Source organism: Erythrobacter ani (assembly GCF_019204025.1).
GTDB classification, from domain to species: domain Bacteria; phylum Pseudomonadota; class Alphaproteobacteria; order Sphingomonadales; family Sphingomonadaceae; genus Erythrobacter; species Erythrobacter ani.
The window spans coordinates 541,825-560,350 of sequence record NZ_JAGSPB010000002.1; the positions used below are offsets into that span (position 1 = coordinate 541,825).

Here is an 18,526-nt window from a genome sequence, read left to right on the forward strand (position 1 = left end):
TGATCCTGTAATAATGATAATCACTCGCAAAACTTGGATGGAAGGGTTTTCGATGAAAAAGAGTATTGTGGCCGGCCTGCTGGCGCTCGCCGTCACAGCGTGCGGGTCGGGGGAAGAAGCGGATACGGAAACCGATGCCGGGGTGGTGAACCTCTATTCCTCGCGCCACTACGACACCGATCTTGCGCTCTATGAAGACTTCACCGCGCAGACCGGGATCGAGGTAAACCTGATCGAGGCGGAAGCCGACGCCCTGATCGAACGGATCCAGAGCGAAGACGAATTCTCACCGGCCGATATTCTCATCACGGTCGATGCCGGACGGCTCTGGCGCGCAGAAGAGGCTGGAGTGCTCTCTCCGGTAGAAAGCGAAATTCTCGCCGAGCGTCTGCCGATCTACCTTCGTCATCCGGACAATCTCTGGTTCGGGCTGTCGACCCGCGCCCGGGTGATTATTTATAACAGGGATGCGGGCGAGCCCGAGGGACTGGAAAGCTACGCCGACCTCGCCGATCCTGCATTCGAGGGCGAAATCTGCATTCGCTCGTCGTCCAACATCTACAACATTTCGCTGCTTTCCAGCATCATCGCCAATCGCGGCGAGGAAGCGGCCGAGGAATGGGCCAAAGGCGTCGTGTCGAATTTCGCGCGCGATCCGCAGGGCAACGACACCGCGCAGATCGAGGCTGTCGCATCGGGCGAATGCCGCATTGCGGTTGTGAACACCTATTACCTCGCACGCTTTGCAGGTGGAGGTGAAGACCAAAAAGCGATCTTCGATAATCTTGGCGTCATCTTCCCCGATCAGGACGGCGCGGGCACCCACATCAACATCAGCGGTGCCGGGGTGGTGAAGACCGCACCCAACCGTGAAAACGCCATCCGTTTCCTCGAATACCTGACCTCGGAAAGCGCGCAGCGGTACTTTGCCGATGGCAACAATGAATACCCGGCAGTCAGCGGCCTCGAAGCAAACTCGGCGGTCGAAATGCTCGGCGATTTCAAACCCGACACTTTGAACGCGGCTGAGATCGGCAAGAATCAGCGTGAAGCTGTGGAGATATTCGACCGGGCCGGGTGGAACTGACCGTGCGATCCGCGAGGCTGTTTGGACGCGCGCTTGCCGCCGCCATAGCCTTGGCGGTGACGGGTTGCGCTGCTGAACAGTCCGCCGACACAGCGCAAGAGACACCAGTCTCCACCGATCGCGATGAGCTGGCCAAACGGCTGGTATTCATGGCGGGCCATGTCGAAGCAGGCATAGCGCTTTACCGTGCCGGCGAAGGGGCAGAGGGCGGTCCGCATCTGCTGCACCCAGTCTCGGAAAGCTACGCTGAGGAGCGCGAAGGGTTGGACGCGATCGGATTCGACCCCGCGCCGTTCGAAGCCGTGTCCCAAGCGCTGGACGCAGGACGACCCGCACAAGAAATCGAGCCGCAGCTGGCAAAAGTCGAGGCCAATCTGGCCGATATGCGCGCGGCTGCCGGCGGAGAGACGGGCGCGCTCATCGAGTATCTCATGGACCTTGCGGTCGAGGAATATGGCGTCGGGGTGACGGATGGCGCTGTGACAGACGCGGGCGAGTACCAGGACGCCTGGGGCTTCGCCGTCGTCGCGCGGCAGCTCGCGCAGGACCTCCCTACGGAACAGCGCAGCGAAGTGATGCCCGAGCTTGACGCCCTGATCGCCCTGTGGCCGGAGAACGCGCCGACCTTACCCGATAATCCTGCCAGTTCAGAGGCAATCAGCAATCAGGCAGAGCGAGTGAAATCACGCCTTCCCTGACTCCACTTAGGGCCGCAGCGGCAAGCCGCACTTTCAACCCTTATTACTAAACTACCTTGATGCAGCGGCGCGAAACGTCCATTTGCGCCCCCGATATTGCCGCGCGAAGTGCGGCGAACATTTCACATTCGAGGCCCAAGTTTTGAACCAGCCCATCACCGATCGTGAGCAATTTCAGGAAAGCGGCGCGCTTTCGGTAGAAACCGTCACGCACGTCCACCATTGGACCGATACGCTCTTTTCATTGAAGATGACCCGCCCGCCGAGCTTCCGCTTTCGCTCGGGCGAGTTCGTGATGATCGGCCTGCCGGGCGACAATGGGAAGCCCCTGCTGCGCGCCTATTCGATGGCGAGCCCCAGCTATGCCGAGGAAATCGAATTCCTCTCGATCAAGGTGCAGGACGGCCCACTGACTTCACGGCTCCAGCATATCAAGGTGGGCGATCCTATCTATCTCGGCAAGAAGCCGACCGGCACGCTCGTCACCGACGCGCTGCTGCCGGGCAAGCGACTTTTCATGCTTTCGACCGGCACCGGCCTCGCGCCTTTCATGAGCCTGGTGCGCGATCCCGAAGTGTATGCGATGTATGACGAGGTCATCGTCGTCCATTCGGTCCGTCACAAGGATGAGCTGGCGTACCGCGAATTACTTGAATCGAAGCTCGAAGGCGATCCGCTGCTTGAAGACGAAGACCGCGAACGGTTCATCTATGTGCCGACGGTGACCCGTGAAGCATTCCGGACAACAGGCCGGATCCAGACGCTGCTCGACAGCGGCGACCTGTTCAAGGATAGCAAGGGCCCGCAGAAATTCGTGCCGGAGGATGACCGGGTGATGCTGTGTGGATCAATGGCCATGATCAAGGACCACGCCGCCGACCTGGAAAACCGCGGATTCGAGGAAGGCGCAAACAACAAACCCGGCCAGTTCGTGATTGAGCGTGCTTTCGTAGGGTAAGGCGCGAGCCCGATAGGTCTCAAGACCGAGAGGCTGTCACCTCTCAAATTGCCAGACGGGCTGGCGATCGATCCTATGTTATCGATTGCGGCGCTGCAAAATGTCTACGACCGGGCGGTCGCTCCAGAGTTGCACTTCAATGTACTTCTCGAATTCTCGCTTGTGATAACCGTCGTATTCGTCGTCTTCTGCACCATTGGGGAGTCCGAATTCGGCGACGACGTCCTCCAGCTCATCAAGGAGAAACACTTTTTCGTGGTAGGGCTTGAGAGGTTCGGGCGGGAGGCCAAACTCAGCTCCCAGCCGCATGGAGATAAAACTGTCGGGGTAAGTGAAACTCACTTGCTCTCGCGCTAGCGTGCGCCAATCGAGTTTTACGGCCTCCGGATCAGGATATAGACCGGAAAACCACGCGCATTCGCCCAAGACAAAATAGTGCGGCGATTGCCTGCCCGGTTTGCCACCGCGTTCCTTGAAGAGACGTAGTAGTTTTCGTTCCGTCTTCCTCCGTAAATCCATGTAACGACCGCCGAATACCCGCTTGAAATCCGGATTGTTCGCTTTGCGCTCGTTCAAGGCCGCGAGGACTTCTGCCAGCTCGCCCGGCGGCAAATCACTCAAGTTTTGAAACGGGCGGTCAGAGCGCGAGTAGTAATGCGTGATTTCGGGAGGAACAGTCATTGAGCGGCAGCTGCTTCCTTTCAGCGGCACCCCTAGCAAAGCTTCGGGAAAGGACCAGCGCTTGCAACTGGAGCAAACCCCTTATTCCACAAGCTCGCATGCAATCGAAGCGCCCGCCGCCTCGCGATCACTATGCCGTAGCCATTGCCCTCTTCCTCATCGCCGGGGCCTCCATGTAGGTGAGGTAGCGCCACAGCCATTCGAGCGGGCCCATCTTGAAATATTTGAGCCAGATGGGGCTGAGGATCAATTGCGCGACGCACACGATCAGGACGACATAGTACAGCTCGAACCGTTGTAGCTGACCGAAATACCCAAAGCCGACAAAGAAGATCGCGCAGACGACAGAATGCGTCAGGTAATTGGTGAACGCCATTCTGCCCACTGAGGCCACCGCATGCTGGAGCAGCGGGAACACGCGCGATCGCGCGATCAGCAGCAGCAGCCCCAAATGGCCTGCAGTCGTCGCCAGCCTGCCAAGATCATATGTCACCCAGCTCTGGTTGAAGGCCAGCAGGCTGAAATCATTCTCCATCACCCATCGCGTTTCGAGCGTGTTTGTGGTCAATCCGATGCCATAGCCCACGATGACGAGACCCCAGTAAAAGCGCTGCGACCTTTCAAGCGTGAAAACGCCCCATTTGAACAACGCCATGCCGATCAGCATCATGCCGAACCCGTCGAAGGCCATGTAGCGATAAAAACCCCAGCTTTGCGCCTGCCCGGTTTCGGCTGCGACCTGTGAGAATGCACTCGAATATCCGCCAGTGCGCGCGGCTGTGTAGGCCTGCCGTTCTTCCTCTGTCTGCTCGTGATCGGCTACCGCTTTTTCCCAGCTTTCCGCCTGTTCTTGCCTCTCATCCGTAAGCTGTGCGCCGCTGACCTGCGACGCGGCAAACGTGTTGTAATCGTCCATCATGCCCGTTGCGCTTTTCACGCTGAGTGCCGCGCTGAACAGCAGAGCCCCCGCTCCGATCAGCAGCAACCATTTCGGCATCATGTTGCGGAACGAAAAGATCAGCAGAGCGGTCAATCCGTAATAGAACAGGATGTCTCCGCTCCACAGCAGGAGATAGCCGTTCACCAGGCCGAACGCCGCGAGCCACAGATTTCGCCGCATGTAAATGTCTGCCACATCGGAGCGGCCCTTCGCTTCCAGCCTGCTCGTGAACAGGATCACGCCCGCGCCGAACAGCATGGAAAACAATCCGCGCTGAGTCCCTTCGAAACCGATCTGGATGATGATCCAGGAGAGGAGGTTAGCGCCCTCTGCGCCTCCCGCATTCATCGGATTGCTGTAGGCATTCGGCAATCCGAAGCCGGTGATGTTCATCAGCAGGATGCCGAACAGCGCCGCTCCCCGCACAAAATCCAGCGCGGCAATGCGGCTGGACGTCGGACTGGCAGGCGCCATGTCCGGTGTTGCGGCGTCGAATTTTCGATCTTCAAATGCGGTCGCACTGCTGGCCATCGTACCCCCCCAAGGTCTGGCTTTTCATGTGCGACCCATGAAACCTGAAGGCGGCAGGTGGCCTGCGCGTTCAGTCGCTCCCTGTGTATAGCTGATTGCGCTCGATGCAACTGGCTGAGGCGCTTTGTCCTCTTTGATCGCCAACGTTGCACCTTTCGCGCTTGACCCCCGCGGCCCCACGCGCTTCAATCCGTTCCAGAAGAAAACCCAATTTTTGGAAGAGAGATAATCTGCATGCTCGATACCTCGTACCGCACCGCCTACAACGAAGACCACGAGGCGTTTCGCGATACCGTTCGCAAAGTGCTGTCCGAGCATATGGAGCCGTATCTCGACCAGCATGAGGAAGAGGGCGTAGTCCCGCGCAAGGCGTGGAAGGCACTGGGCGAGGCGGGCATGCTGTGCCCCACTGTCGCCGAGGAGAATGGCGGGCTGGGCCTCGATTTCGGGTTCAATTGCGTGCTCGCCGAAGAACTCGCCTATCTCGGCACATCGGCGGGCTTCACCCTGCAGAACGACATCACGGTCAATTATTTCGAACGGCTCGGCAGCGACGAGCAGAAGGCGAAATATCTCCCCGGTATGATTTCGGGCGATATCATCACCGCCATCGCCATGACGGAACCGGGTGCAGGGTCCGATCTTCAGGGTGTGAAAACCACTGCGATTCCGGATGGCAATCACCTCGTCGTCAACGGCTCGAAAACCTACATCACGAATGGCCAGAACGCCGATGTCGTGATCGTCGTGGCGAAGACCGATCCTACCGCCGGGGCGAAAGGCACTAGCCTCGTGCTGGTAGACGCCGACACGCCGGGGTTCGAACGGGGGCGCAATCTCGACAAGATCGGGCAGCACTCCGCCGACACGTCCGAGCTGTTTTTCCAGGATGTGCGCGTGCCCAAGACCAACATCTTGGGCGGCGAGGGACGCGGCTTCATCCACCTGATGGAAGAATTGCCGCAGGAACGTCTCAGCATCGCCGTCAGTGCGCAGGGCGGGGCGCAGCGCGCGTTCGACGAAGCGGTGAAGTTCACCAAGGACCGCAAGGCGTTCGGGCGCACCGTGTTCGAGTTTCAGAACACCAAGTTCACGCTCGCCGATCTGAAGGCGAAGCTCCAAGTCGGCTGGGCGCACCTCGATTGGGCCATCGCCCGGCACCTGCGCGGCGAACTGACCACGGACGAGGCTAGCGCGGCCAAGCTGTGGCACACCGAAATGCAGTGGGAGATGGTCGATGCCTGCCTGCAGCTGCATGGCGGTGCGGGTTACATGAACGAATACCCGATCGCGCGGCTGTGGCGCGATGCACGCGTCCAACGCATCTATGGCGGTACCAGCGAGATCATGAAGGAAGTGGTGAGTCGCTCGATTTGAGCCTGCTCAACCCGGTATCGGTCCGATAAGCTCTTTGTCTAAACCTGCCCCATTGGGTTGGTCCGCGCCGGCCTGGGCCTGCGTGGTGCTGATCGGTATTGTGGCTCCCGCTGCGGCAATACTGCTGGTTTCGCACGAAGCTTCTCCGTTGCCGGTCGCCTCAGGGGTTGGCCCGATAATTGCCATTGGTCTGATGGGATCCGGAATGATCGCCGCGGCAGCGACCGGCCGCTTTGCGATAGGCGTCTTTCTCGCCCTGGCGACCGTCGTCGCTCTTTTGCTTCTGGCACAAACTGTCGGACTGCCGCAGCTGCCAAATCTGCTGACGTTCGGGCTGGCAGTATTTGTGGCGAGTATCAGTTTCGCAGCACGGGGCGCTTTGTTTGCCAAGAGTACGCCCGGCAAGGGATGGTGGATCGCAGTATTCGTAGTCGCTGGCGAGGCCGCGATCGTGCTCACCGCCTTAGCGCAGCCGGACGCATTGCCGGACTGGCTGTTGGCCCTGTTGCCCGCTCAATGGGCAAATATGGCAATCCAAGCTGCGTTCACAGGCATCGGCATGTTCGCGGCATGGGCGGCGTTGCTCGCTTTGGGCGGAACTGGCGCGGCCACGCTGCTGGTCGCAAGGCTTTGGCCAAGTCGCTGGCCTTATCTGGTGATGTTTACAACCTGGCTAGGTATGTCGGCGCTTGTGTACTACCAATCCTGATCGCCGGTCCGAGTGACCGGGGCGAAGAGGCAAAAGGAGCGCTATGATGACGACCAACCCTCTTGATTTTACTGGCAAGCGCGTCCTCGTCATCGGCGGGTCGAGCGGGATCGGCAATGGCATCGCGCAGGGCTTTCGCGCGAGCGGCGCTGACGTGATCGTCACCGGCACGCGGCCCGATGCGGGCGATTATCTGGAAGCGGAAGACAGCGATTTTCGCGGGCTTTCCTATCACTGCCTCAACGTGATGGATCGCGGTGCGGCAGCCGCACTGGCCGAAACCGTCGGCCCGGTCGATGTGCTCGTTCAGAGCCAGGGCATCGTCCGGTACAAGCGCAAGGAATTCGAGCGCGAGGGGTGGGACGACGTCGTCGACGTCAACTTGAACTCGGTGATGGACGTCGCCCGCGCTTTCCATTCCGGCTTGGCAGAACGCGACGGCGCTATGATCATCGTGTCATCTGTGGCCGCGTTCAAATCGACCATCGGTACGCCCGCCTATGCCGCGTCCAAAGCGGGAGCGGCGAGCCTTGTGAAGACGCTCGGCGAAGCGTGGGCAAGAGACGGCGTCCGCGTAAACGGCATTGCGCCGGGTCTTGTTCCGACCAAGCTGACGAGCGTGACCACGGACCATCCCGACCGCCGCGAAGGTGCGCTGCAATCGATCCCGCTTCGGCGGATGGGCACCCCAGAGGATATGGCGGGCGCGGCCCTTTTCCTCGCCTCGCCGCTGGCGAGCTACATCACCGGACAGACGATCGTGGTCGATGGCGGGCTGACGCTGAGCTGAGGGACTTCGGTTGATTGGATTTATGCGGGGAGAGGCAGGCGCGCCTCTGAATCCATACGGAACCAAAGCCGTCGTAGATTTCATAATCGGCTAATCACAGCTTCCGACCCAGTTTCGGACTGCAAGGTGGATGGTGTCTATGCGAAAAGCTTCACAAACCCGGACATAGTGACAAGCACTTTGCTGGATTGACTTCGGCGCTAATTGAGGCCGCTACTCATTCAAGCTCTAAGAGCAGAATATGCGGATAAAATGCATCAAGCGTCTTAGCGCCATATCGGAAAGCTATTCTAGGAGCATCTCGTTATGCTGGAGATTAATCCGTTTCTTGAGACACTTCGAAAAGCTCACCATCGCTATCTAAGAGATAGAAGAATGTAGAGGCAATTCCTGCGCCATATCCTACCAAGGTTCCAATTTCGCCTTGATCCGGCTGGAAGTCTTGGGTCTTGTCTTCGAATTCGTCGGCGCTGTGAAGAAACCCATCGGCCAGCTTCTCTGACTCGATCGAGAATACAGTCCCGTTGACGTCGAAAAAGACAAACGAGTCGCCGAATGCGGGATCGAACGAACTTCGAAATAATTGCCCCGCGATCACCCCTTCGCCCTGCTTGGGTCCATCGCCGACCTCGTAGATGAGATTTGGACCATTAATCTGATCGGGTGGGTCTGCGGTAACAGCCTCCGAACCCTCGAAGTTAGGCCAACCAAAGTCCAAAGGTCTCCAGTTCGGCCCGAAAACTGTTAGCTCATGAAAGACCGAAGAGCCGCGATCCGCAAGTATAGAGAGATCAGAGTCGACCACACGACTGTCTGAATCTGGAAGTGCGAAACCTCCAGGACGTTGCATCCCATCACCTATGACTTCAGGCCGGATCAGGATATTCCTCGGAAGGCTGGCTCCAGCAAAAGGGTCAACGAATGGCAGTCGGACAAGCTTGCCATACATTGTAGACGGATCTTGCGCGTCCGTCTGCGTTGGAGAACCGATCGCAATCAAAACCTCTGGCTGGTAGATGAAAGATACCGTTGTCGGCTCAGTCCAAGGGTCGGCCAACCTCGCAAATCCCGTGGTGCCGCGATCCGCATTAAAGGCTTGCAGCATAAGCCCATCAGTGGGGCTGTGCGTGACCATGTAGATGCCCTTCTGATAAGTGGTACTGAAGAAGGCGGCACCGATCGCAAGGATTTCGCCAGGACGCCTGTTATCCCGAATGAATATATCCTCGACAACCGAGTTGTCGTCCTGGTTGAACCTCAAAACCCGTCCATTGCGCTCAGCAATAAGCAAGATCGGTTCACCTGCGATCTGAGCCATAGCTACCGGATCAACGATCCCATCAGCCACGCGTCGAACGACGATCCCTTCACGATCATTCGTGACTTCAACGCTAAGCGCGAGAGTAGCTTGCTCCCCACCGGCTTGCACTCGAAGGGTGACTTCGTAAGTGTTATCGAGATCCGCATCATTCGGCAGGTCGAAGTTGGGAACCTCGACAAACCGTAGACTACCATTGCTATCGATGACAAACGCGCTGGCATCCACTCCTGCGAAGATATCAAATGTGAGCGGATCGTTTTGCGGATCGCTAGCCGTCGCGGTGTAGAAGGTGCCGTCGGTGTTTTCGACTACACTTGCCGCGCTTGAAGATGTGAAAGTCGGCGCGGTCGCCACAGGGGTTGGGGTTGGGGTTGGGCTAGGTGACGAGCTCCCTCCACCCCCACATGCTCCCAACATAAGAGAAATTGGCACAAGTATGCCGACCAGCACGCGCTGGTCAGATAAATGGAAGAAAGACATGGAAACGACCCCAAGAAAATTCACGATTGACAGGTCGTTATAAATAAAAAGAGATCGAACACTAGTCACCAAATGTCCGTTCTCACCCTTTGTTCGCAACAGGAGAAGCGAGCACAAACCGCTGGCGATTTTTGGCAAGCCAAGCGCTAAGCGATAATAACTGAGATCAACATCGAAAACCGCCGCGCGATTTTCCTACTTTCACATTGTCGCGTAGGGCGAGGTGATGACCAAACACTCGCCGCCATCCCGACCGCCGCGAAGGTGCGCTGAGTTCGATCCCGCTGCGGCGGATGGGCACCCCAGAGGATATGGCGGGCGCGGCCCTGTTCCTCGCCTCGCCGCTGGCGAGCTACATCACCGGACAGACGATCGTGGTTGATGGCGGACTGACGCTGAGTTAATTTGCAGGTTGTGCTTGCATCCGGTCGAGATCGACCCATCAGTCAGGCCTTGTGCGACTGCTTACCGCTGCGAAATGGACGGAAGCCGGTGGAAGCGCACGTCTGAGCGTGCAGTCATTGCGTACAAATTCTGACTGCCCGTAGCTTGTAGATCATGGCGGTCATCACCATCTCGTAACCATCGAGAGCACTTTTCAATGCGCCCCTCGACTGAGAGACAATTGCGCTCCCGCATTAGGGAGAACGCAAGTTGAGCCTCAACAGACTGCTTTATGACCACCAGATCGCTTTGATGAATGCCGCAGCGGCAGAAGCCAGGGCTGTGCGACGCGATTGCGTCGATCATCACGAAAACCTGATTCAAAAAGCTCGGCAGCAACTCGGTGTCGCGCAATACCCTGTCGCAAGGATCAGGGCCAATGCCGCTTGGTCTCGTCACGCCATTGCCGATTGAGGGATCTCACATGAAGACTGTTATCGAAGAGCGAACTGCGAACGGGCGCGGGCAAGGGGTTTTTGCCTTGGGATCATTCAGCAAAGGCGACATTCTCTACGTCGGCGTGCTCGATGATAGTCCGATAGCCAATCACTCGCATGCCTCGCAGATCAGCAAGACCAGATTTGGATTTCACAAGGGATTGGGCTCCAAGTTCAACCATTCGTGCGATCCGAATTGCGGCATCGCACTCAACGAATCAGGCGGCCATGACATCGTGGCCATGCGCGACATCGCGGTTGAAGACGAGGCCACATACGATTACGCGATGCGCAACTACCGGATCGAACATTTCGCCGGCCCATGCGGATGCGGGCACGCAAACTGTCGTGGGTCGATCACCGGTTGGAAAGACCTGCCTCAACAACGCAAGCAAGACTACGCCGGATTCGTCGCGCCCTACCTGATCGAGATGGACGTCGAGGATACCGCAGCCGCTCGGGAAGAACGCGCATATGCGGGTTTCGCGAGCCAGACCTCCGCGTGATTACAAGACCGATATGCGTGCGATCCAGGCCGCTACTGATGGACACGCAAGGCGCACGTTTTCGGGCTGGGAAGCGTAGAGCTTTCGCCTCGAAAGGATAAACACATCATGATCCCAGACAATTTCCTTCCGCGCTGTCACCCCCACATGTTGGGTGAAGGCGGCGGTGTCGATATTTCTCAATGTGAGGCATTGGCAAAAGACATGGCTGAGCTTCGTGGGATGGGCGTTATTCTCACGCTGGTCGGGAGCTATCAGGTGGGCGCTTATCGCTACACAAACCTTGGGGATGCTCTGGCTCATGCTCGCCATCAGCGTGTCCTGCCCGAAAAAGAGCCCCCGTCGACTGGCGACGGAGGCTAAAGTCAGAGGTCGGAAGGCAACTTGCCTCAGACTCTCCTTCGGGTCGCGTCGTTGCAGATGCACCCTGCATTTCGTGAGCCGGAAGTGGTTAAGCTCCCGGCCCTGTGTGTTCGGTGTCAGCCCTGCTGTTGGCTGGCTTGGTTCTTATGGCTCGCGCCTTCGCCCTGCTCGTGCTGCAGGTTCACAGCATGTTTCTTGCCACCGTCGACTTCGCTGGTTTCATAACTGAAACGCTGATCGACCTTAGGCATCTGGCCTTCCTGTTGAAGGTCGGCCTTCTTGAACCGAAGGACGTCGCCACCCTTTTCGGGGGTGATTGCGCCGGTTCCCGAGCTGCTGTCGTAGCTTTTGATCTTGCCATAATGTGTCATGCGTGATTCCTTCGGACGAGTGTGCAGCGCGCCAGAATTGACCCGGCTGCGACTAAGAGGCGGAACTGAAGGATGGGGCTGCCAAATGTGGGAGCGGTGACCGTCGATTGCGACTGGAAGCTTACATTTAGATGGGGCTGACCGAGGCCACCTACAACCTGTCGGGCGATTTATATCTGGGTCTGACACCTTGTCCGCAATCGGGTCGCTAACAGTACGGTGTGCTAACCAAAGCGCATGACTTTCCTACATGGGGCATTCGTGCGATCCATAATTCAGGCTAGTGGACTACGAAACACGGTTCGAGTTGGAAAAGTGTCACCCTGGCGAAATGGGCCAATTGTTGAACTAAACCAGATATTTGATCGTGGATTCCTTGCTTGACACCCTGTCAAATCTGTCACCCTCGTAGGAAATATTCCGCTATCACGGAGATACGTTATGAAATTTACCCGTCTCGGAAATTCCGGCCTGATGGTCTCGCGGCTCTGTCTTGGCTGCATGAGTTATGGTGACACGACCAAAGGCTGGCACGGTGACTGGTTGCTGGGCGAAGAGGAGAGCCGTCCTTTCTTTAGAAAGGCGCTGGAAGCGGGCATCAACTTCTTCGACACGGCTAACGTGTATTCGGGCGGCACGTCCGAGGAGATTACCGGCAAGCTGCTCGGCGAGATGGCGCGCCGCGATGAGATTGTGGTCGCGACCAAAGCCTACTTTCCGTGGCGGCAGGCTCCCAATGCTGGCGGCAATTCCCGCAAGGCGCTGATGCAGGCGGTCGATGACAGCCTGACCCGGCTCGGCATGGACTACATCGATCTTTACCAGATCCACCGCTGGGATGAGGCTACGCCGATCGAGGAGACGATGGAGGCGCTGCATGACATCGTGAAGGCGGGCAAGGCCCGGTATATCGGCGCGTCGTCCATGTATGCGTGGCAGTTCGCCAAGGCGCAGGAGACCGCCCGGGCGAATGGCTGGACGGCCTTCATTGCGATGCAAAACCAGCTCAACCTGCTCTACCGCGAGGAGGAGCGCGAGATGCTTCCTCTATGCGAGGAGGAAGGGGTGGGTGTGATCCCGTGGAGTCCGCTTGCGCGTGGACGGCTGGCGCGGCCGCTCGGCGAGGAGACGGTGCGGAGCGAGACCGACAGTGTGGGCAAGATGCTGTACAAGGAGGACGAGGCCGACAACGCTGTCGTATCGGCATTGGCCGATCTGGCGGAGAAGCGCGGCGACACGATGGCAAGCCTGGCGCTGGCGTGGCACTACACCCATCCGGCAGTTACCGCGCCGATCATTGGTGCGACCAAGCCGCACCATATCGAGGATGCGGTTGCTGCGCTGGACATCGCGCTCAGCGATGATGAGGTCGCTCTGCTTGAGAAATCCTATCGCCCCAAATGGCCGACCGGCATGGGGATGCCCGCGCCGGCCATGGATCAGGTCAGTGTTTTGGGCGAGTAAGCGGGCGGCGCGAATTCCCGAACGCACCGCGCCGCTGCACCTGGATCAGAATTCTGCCTTCACGCCGAAGGAGAACGAGGTGCCCACGTCGAACGTGTTGATCTCGATCCGGTTCTCTCCGAGTTCCTGAAACTCGAAATTGTCGCGGCCAAAGATGTTTCGGACCTCGAAGGAGAGCTCCAGCGGCACACCCCAGGCGCCCACTTCCGACCGGGCGACGAGATCGACGGTGATGCCGGGATCCTCCACCACATCGGGCAGGGCTCCGCCGCGCAGGGTAACGCGCTCGCTCGCATAGTTCACGAGCACGGTCAGCTGCTGGGTCTTTTCGGTATCCTCGATCCCGAGCGACACGTTGGCGACGTGGTCCGATTGACCGACCAGGGGCGCACCGTCATCGAAGATGAGGGCGGAAAGCTGGCTCGGATTCGAAGTGGTCGGAGAGATATCGTCCGGTCCCACCGCGATTTCGGACTGGGTGTAGGTGTAGTTGGCCAGCAGCAGGAGCTGCTTCGTTTCGAAGAAGGTTCCGCCAAGATCGTAGAGATCGAAACTGTAAACCAGGTCGAGTTCAGCCCCGTACAATTCAGCAGAAGGAGCGTTGGCGAAACTGGTAAGGACCTGACCCGATGCCGAGATCAGCGTGTTTTCGATCGGGTTGTCGATCTCCTTGTAAAAGCCTGCAAGACTGACGCGGTTCGATCCGTTCAGATAGTATTCGGCGCGCGCTTCCACGTTGGTCAGTTCGCTGTCATCGAGCAGCGGGTTGCCGCGGAACCGGCGGTTCGATTCCGGATCGAAATAGGTTTGCTCGACCAGTTCACGAAACTGCGGGCGGGCGATGGTCTGGGACGCGGAGAGCCGCAATTGCAGGTCGTCGATCGGCTCCCAGGTGATCGTGCCGCCGGGAAGGAAGTAATCGTTGGCGAGATTGGTGGGCGTTGCGCCGGCGATCGGAGTGATGAAGATCGATTGGTCGAGCGCGACGAACTGGTCTGCATCTTCGTAGCGGACGCCTGCTTCCAGGGTGAGCGTATCGGTCGGAAGCCAGCGGAACAGTCCGTAGCCCGCGACGATCTCGATCCCGGCGTCGAAAACGGGAAAGGGCGATGCTTCGGTGAGGGTGACGTTGAACGCTGCGAGTGTTGCGTCGTTGAGAATGTCTCCCGGTCGGCGCAGACCGAGTGCGGGGACGATCTCATCGCCGAGCACGTCGCCGGTGATGAAAGGTCGGAATTCCCGGCTGGAAGACCGACGGGTCGTGTCCGAATACGCGCCGCCCACGGTCACTTCGAAATTGGCCGCTACCTCGTAAGACAGATCGGCGCCGCCGAAATACAGCTCTTCCTGAAGATCGTCGAATGCGACGGTCGTAATCCCGGCGTCGGAAAGCTGGTTGAAATACGCAACGAAGCGATCGCCGAACGGATCGCCGGGGATGTTCGTCCGGGTGTAGCTGACGGTCGTGTTGAACGGTGCCTCACGATCTGTTCGGGCATAACCGCCGCGCAAGTCGACATCGATGTTGCCGAAATCGAATTCGGTCACGAGCTGTGTGTCGATAAGCTGGCGTTCGAACCAGGCGGTCTGCTGGTTCTGGAAGTCAAAGCCGCTGAAGCCGGGAAGAATATCGGTCCCTTCCTCGAACCGAGCAGTCTTCAGCGTGTCGCGAATATAAAGGTTGGTCCAGCGGATCGTGTGAGGGCCGGTATCGAGACCCAACGACAGCAGCGCGTTGAACAGGACATTTTCATCGGTGATGAAGGTGCGGAAATCCTGAAACAGTTCGGACAGGTCAGAACTGCCGCCCTGGCTGATCACGGTGCGATTGCGCAGGCTGTTCTTCAGCGAAGCGGTCGCGATCACGCCGAGATAGGTATCCCCGCCCAGTTCGAAGGACGCACCCCCGCTAAGTGAGCCGGAGAAGTTCGGGCGCTGCGAATCCTCCTGCTGCAAAGTGACGAGGTTGACCGGCAGCAGCTGACTGGCAATGCCTTCGCTGATTTGGAGCGGAACCGCGCCGATGCGCTCACCGCTGTCCAGAAATGCCTGAAGGTTGGAGGGAATGTCGCGGTTGCCGGTGTCGAAGCCGAACGAATCCAGATCGGAGCCAAAATAGGTCAGACCATTTTCGAATGTCGTTTCAGTGTCGCCGCTGACCGAAAAGCTGACATTGAGGAAGTCCTCGACAGGAACTGCTTTGGTCGTGAGGTTGATAACACCGCCGCCAAACTCGCCAGGGTAATTGGCCGAGTAGGTTTTCTGAACCAAAGAAGACGCAACAACATTGGTCGGGAAGATATCGAGTGGTACGACCCGGCTGAGCGGTTCCGGGCTGGGAAGCGGGAGCCCGTTCAAAAGAGCGAGCGAGTAGCGATCTCCCAAGCCGCGAACGAAAACCCGGCCGTCGCCGACCACGGAAAGGCCGGTCACGCGGCCAAGCGCGCCTGCGATGTCGCTTTCGCCGGTGCGGGCAATGTCCGCCTCCGAAAGCACATTCAGAACCTGTGTCGAAGATCGTTCCGGATTGCGGTTGCGACGTCCGGTGACGATGATTCCGCCTCCGGGAACCGAAATGTCCGGCTGTTCCACCTCGTCCTGTTCCTGCACGCCATCGACGTCTTCGATCAGGTCGTCTTCGGCCTGCTGCGGATCGCTTGTGTCATTGGACTGCGCGTAAACGGCAGCCGGAAATGTCAGCGAGGTTGAAAAAAGCAGCAGTCCTGCAAGACGCTTGCCAGTCGACATAGAATTAGACCCCTTCGTTTCAGGCCCTGAACCTGGTGAGCCTGGGATGGCTCGATACATTTGCGTAGGGGAGGCACCGCGGTGTTCGCAGCGCCTCCCCCGAAAAGCGTTACGGCGCGATCAGTAAACCGGCAGCGATGTGCAAGCGCCCGTCGCGCTGCCGAAATCCAAGATCGATGAATTGCAGGTCCAGTCGCCGAAATTGTCGGCGACGTTGTCGTCCTCTGCCCCGATGAAAGTCGAGGTTGAGAAGAACGAGGACCGTGCGGTCGCATCGAACACCGGATGGGCATTCTCATTGGCACCGTTCACGAATGTATTCGTGAGCGAGAGCGTAAACGTGAGATCGTTGTTGGTCCCGGCGTCCACCTCAGCCTGCACCTCAGGGTCGGAGACCCCCGCATCGCCGCGCACCGGACGGGTCACGCCATCGCACACGATGGAATCGAAACCGATGATCGCATTCAGCGTGATCTGTTCATCGATGCGAATGCAGACATCTTCGTCCGTGTCGACATCGATGACGCCGTTGGTCAGCCCCAGCGCTGCACCGCCACGTGCACGGACGGCTTGGCCGGAAGAGGACGATTGCTGAATGAAAGTGAAGTTGTTCACCTGCAGAGTCGACTGGGGAAGAGCATTGCCAGGCGTCCCGTCGGCAAGATCGTCAGGAGAATCGAATTCGATCAGACTGTCGCCGGTGCCGGTCCGCTGCACCACCACCACTGTTTCCAGATTGGCCTGTGCTCCGCTGTCGACATCGAGAGAGTCGTCCGAGGCGCCGATCACGGCGATATTGCGGGCATTGACCGAGCCGCCGAAGAATTCGAGGCCATCATCCGAGCTGTTGAACGACAGGAGGTTCTCGATGACCGTGCCCGATCCCGTCCCGCCTGTTGTAAGCGATTGAAGCTCGTTCGACTGCTGCAATTCGAAGCCGGAAAAACGGATCTGGTTGAACGTTATCGAGCCCGAGCTGTCGGCGCTGTCGGTGCCGCCAAACGGCGTGGCGACGACCGTACCTTCGAGCTGCTGTTCGCATTGCGGGTTGGCAGTCGGGTTCGCCGCGGTGTTGAAGGTTTGGTCGGCGCAGTCGGAAACCGGGGCGCGGCCCAGAAGGACGACACCGCCCCATTGTGCCTGACTGTTGTCGTTGCTCAGGCCGAGAACATTGTCGCGGCTGGTCCAGACAATCGGCATCGTTGCCGTGCCGTTGGCTTCGATCGCGTTGCCGCGGTTCACGACGAAGAACGATTCGGCCTGTGCGAAGAGGATCGCGCCCGGCTCGATCGAAACGGTCACATCGGTGCCTGTGCTGTTGAAACCCTGGTCGGTCCCGACATTCACGCGGCCGACGATCTCGTAAAGAAGACCATTTACGAAAGGCAGATTGTCATCGACATCGAAAGTCGAGGGAAGCTGGCATACCCGGTATTCGCCGGTGGGGCCGCTGATAGTGCCGGCATCGGTTAGGCCGCCAGCGGTGTTGATCGTGGGGCAGCCCGCCGCTGGCGTGACGCCTCCGCCGGTCGTTGGCGTCGGAGTGGGCGCAGGCGCAGGAGTCGGATTTTCTATTATGATGTCACCGCTTGTTCCGGGCGAGACGATTTCATCCGCGCCGCAGCCAGCCAACGCAATCATGCTGGCACCAAGGATGAACGTATGTTGGATCGTTTTCACAGCGAGCGGTCCCCTCAAAAAACCGAGAATCGATGAACGCGGTTGCGTTCTCAGGGGCCGCGCTAGGGGCCGCGCATGACAGAATTTTTGCAGGATTACGGTACCGTGGCAAAACGCGACGAATTCTTGGTTTGCGACTCAAATGTGACAAGAATTTTCAGAATGCGTGGTTAGTGCGCCGTATTCTCGGAAATGCTGCCGTTAAAAAAGGTAGCGAGGTCATGGTCTTAGACCGAAAAATGGCTCAAAAATGACAATGTTTCAATTATGTTGCATTTTGATGAAATCTGTTTCACATTACTCGAACACGAGATGGGAGACATGGAATGACACTCACAGCTATCGCGCTCGCTATCGCAGCGGCCAACCCGGTCGTTGGTGCACCTGCGACCTCGCAGCTGGGCGCTGAACCCGATGCAAAGCTGGGCGCAGCCTCGCTTTCCGAGGGCAAGGGCGTGGAAGCCATGCAAGTTCTGGAGAGTGAGCTCGACGCGAACCCTCATGATCCGGCTGTGCTTATCAATCTCGGTATCGCTCATGCCCATCGCGGCGATGACGTCAAAGCGCGCGCTTTGTTTAAGGCTGCCTTGACGACACCGGAACCGATCGAGCTGGAAACAGCAGACGGGGATCTGACGGATTCGCGCAGGCTCGCTCGCAAGGCGCTGCGCATGCTCGAAGCAGGGGATCTCCGCCTCTCGAGCCGGACTGCCCTGCGGCAATAACAACTTCGTCCGCCGTTTTCGGGGCATTCCGTGCAAGCGGAGTGCCCCGAAACGTTTGGGCGGACTTGCGAACTTCGCTTCAGCGGCCAGCATGTGCTGTTAAGCGCACGTTTACCATTTCCGGGCCAAATGCTCGCTTTATGACCTGAGTGGTCTGGCGGCGGGGTGCCGAGGATGCTGGTGGCTATGCGCCGTTATCCATCGATCTGACCGAGC

Annotated in this window: 17 protein-coding genes and 1 pseudogene; 12 read left to right on the plus strand and 6 right to left on the minus strand. The window is 58.5% G+C overall.

From position 1 onward, the window contains the following. The first annotated feature begins 52 nt into the window (after positions 1-52). From KCG45_RS09505 to KCG45_RS09515, 3 genes are all read left to right on the plus strand, one after another. Positions 53-1,087 carry a Fe(3+) ABC transporter substrate-binding protein gene (locus KCG45_RS09505; protein ID WP_218317011.1) on the plus strand — a complete coding sequence of 345 codons (1,035 nt, stop codon included), beginning with the start codon at positions 53-55 and terminating at the stop codon, positions 1,085-1,087. A 2-nt stretch (positions 1,088-1,089) separates the two neighbouring features. After that, positions 1,090-1,785 (plus strand): 4-helix bundle domain-containing protein, encoded by a 696-nt coding sequence (locus KCG45_RS09510; RefSeq protein ID WP_218317012.1) that lies wholly within the window; start codon positions 1,090-1,092, stop codon positions 1,783-1,785. A gap of 142 nt (positions 1,786-1,927) precedes the next feature. Then, positions 1,928-2,743: a ferredoxin--NADP reductase gene (locus KCG45_RS09515; RefSeq protein ID WP_218317013.1), complete on the plus strand. Its 816-nt coding sequence runs from the start codon at positions 1,928-1,930 to the stop codon at positions 2,741-2,743. Positions 2,744-2,821: 78 nt separating this feature from the next. On the opposite strand, the gene KCG45_RS09520 is transcribed toward KCG45_RS09515, so the two are convergent. Both KCG45_RS09520 and KCG45_RS09525 read right to left on the minus strand, forming a co-directional pair. Then, positions 2,822-3,424, minus strand: coding sequence for a hypothetical protein (locus KCG45_RS09520; RefSeq protein WP_218317014.1), 603 nt, complete (start codon positions 3,422-3,424; stop codon positions 2,822-2,824). Positions 3,425-3,554: 130 nt separating this feature from the next. Next, positions 3,555-4,895: a DUF418 domain-containing protein gene (locus KCG45_RS09525; RefSeq protein WP_218317015.1), complete on the minus strand. Its 1,341-nt coding sequence runs from the start codon at positions 4,893-4,895 to the stop codon at positions 3,555-3,557. 234 nt (positions 4,896-5,129) lie between these two features. Here KCG45_RS09525 and KCG45_RS09530 point away from each other — a divergent pair, with 234 nt between their 5' ends. The 3 genes from KCG45_RS09530 (at position 5,130) to KCG45_RS09540 (ending at position 7,771) form a co-directional block, all read left to right on the plus strand. After that, positions 5,130-6,272, plus strand: coding sequence for an acyl-CoA dehydrogenase family protein (locus KCG45_RS09530; RefSeq protein WP_218317016.1), 1,143 nt, complete (start codon positions 5,130-5,132; stop codon positions 6,270-6,272). 205 nt (positions 6,273-6,477) lie between these two features. Beyond that, complete coding sequence (locus KCG45_RS09535; RefSeq protein WP_255548114.1) at positions 6,478-6,981, plus strand: hypothetical protein; 504 nt, start codon at positions 6,478-6,480, stop codon at positions 6,979-6,981. Positions 6,982-7,024: 43 nt separating this feature from the next. Next, positions 7,025-7,771, plus strand: coding sequence for an SDR family NAD(P)-dependent oxidoreductase (locus tag KCG45_RS09540; protein WP_218317017.1), 747 nt, complete (start codon positions 7,025-7,027; stop codon positions 7,769-7,771). A gap of 316 nt (positions 7,772-8,087) precedes the next feature. Here KCG45_RS09540 and KCG45_RS09545 read toward each other — a convergent pair whose 3' ends face one another. Next, positions 8,088-9,710, minus strand: a complete 1,623-nt coding sequence (locus KCG45_RS09545; protein ID WP_218317018.1) for a PQQ-dependent sugar dehydrogenase family protein — start codon at positions 9,708-9,710, stop codon at positions 8,088-8,090. A gap of 98 nt (positions 9,711-9,808) precedes the next feature. On the opposite strand from KCG45_RS09545, the pseudogene KCG45_RS09550 reads away from it, so the two are divergent. The 4 genes and pseudogenes from KCG45_RS09550 to KCG45_RS09565 all read left to right on the plus strand — a co-directional run. Continuing rightward, positions 9,809-9,976 (plus strand): annotated as a pseudogene (locus KCG45_RS09550) (SDR family oxidoreductase); the annotation flags it as partial. A gap of 250 nt (positions 9,977-10,226) precedes the next feature. Continuing rightward, on the plus strand, positions 10,227-10,430 hold the full coding sequence (locus KCG45_RS09555) for a hypothetical protein (RefSeq protein ID WP_218317019.1): 204 nt from the start codon (positions 10,227-10,229) through the stop codon (positions 10,428-10,430). 10 nt (positions 10,431-10,440) lie between these two features. After that, on the plus strand, positions 10,441-10,959 hold the full coding sequence (locus KCG45_RS09560) for an SET domain-containing protein-lysine N-methyltransferase (protein WP_218317020.1): 519 nt from the start codon (positions 10,441-10,443) through the stop codon (positions 10,957-10,959). Positions 10,960-11,067: 108 nt separating this feature from the next. Continuing rightward, the gene (locus KCG45_RS09565; protein WP_218317021.1) at positions 11,068-11,322 is read left to right on the plus strand and encodes a hypothetical protein; all 255 of its coding nucleotides are present in this window, start codon (positions 11,068-11,070) and stop codon (positions 11,320-11,322) included. 116 nt (positions 11,323-11,438) lie between these two features. Here the strand turns inward: KCG45_RS09565 and KCG45_RS09570 are convergent, their stop codons facing one another. Continuing rightward, positions 11,439-11,693, minus strand: coding sequence for a cold-shock protein (locus KCG45_RS09570; RefSeq protein ID WP_218317022.1), 255 nt, complete (start codon positions 11,691-11,693; stop codon positions 11,439-11,441). Positions 11,694-12,134: 441 nt separating this feature from the next. Between KCG45_RS09570 and KCG45_RS09575 the strand changes: the two genes are divergently transcribed. Further along, positions 12,135-13,157: an aldo/keto reductase gene (locus KCG45_RS09575; RefSeq protein ID WP_218317023.1), complete on the plus strand. Its 1,023-nt coding sequence runs from the start codon at positions 12,135-12,137 to the stop codon at positions 13,155-13,157. Positions 13,158-13,202: 45 nt separating this feature from the next. Here KCG45_RS09575 and KCG45_RS09580 read toward each other — a convergent pair whose 3' ends face one another. Both KCG45_RS09580 and KCG45_RS09585 read right to left on the minus strand, forming a co-directional pair. Next, entirely contained in the window at positions 13,203-15,905 is a 2,703-nt protein-coding gene (locus tag KCG45_RS09580; protein WP_218317024.1) for a TonB-dependent receptor domain-containing protein, read from the minus strand. A 120-nt stretch (positions 15,906-16,025) separates the two neighbouring features. Then, on the minus strand, positions 16,026-17,585 hold the full coding sequence (locus KCG45_RS09585; protein WP_218317025.1) for a beta-helix domain-containing protein: 1,560 nt from the start codon (positions 17,583-17,585) through the stop codon (positions 16,026-16,028). Between the two features lie 326 nt (positions 17,586-17,911). Here KCG45_RS09585 and KCG45_RS09590 point away from each other — a divergent pair, with 326 nt between their 5' ends. Further along, complete coding sequence (locus KCG45_RS09590) at positions 17,912-18,310, plus strand: tetratricopeptide repeat protein (RefSeq protein WP_218317026.1); 399 nt, start codon at positions 17,912-17,914, stop codon at positions 18,308-18,310. Positions 18,311-18,526 lie beyond the last annotated feature (216 nt).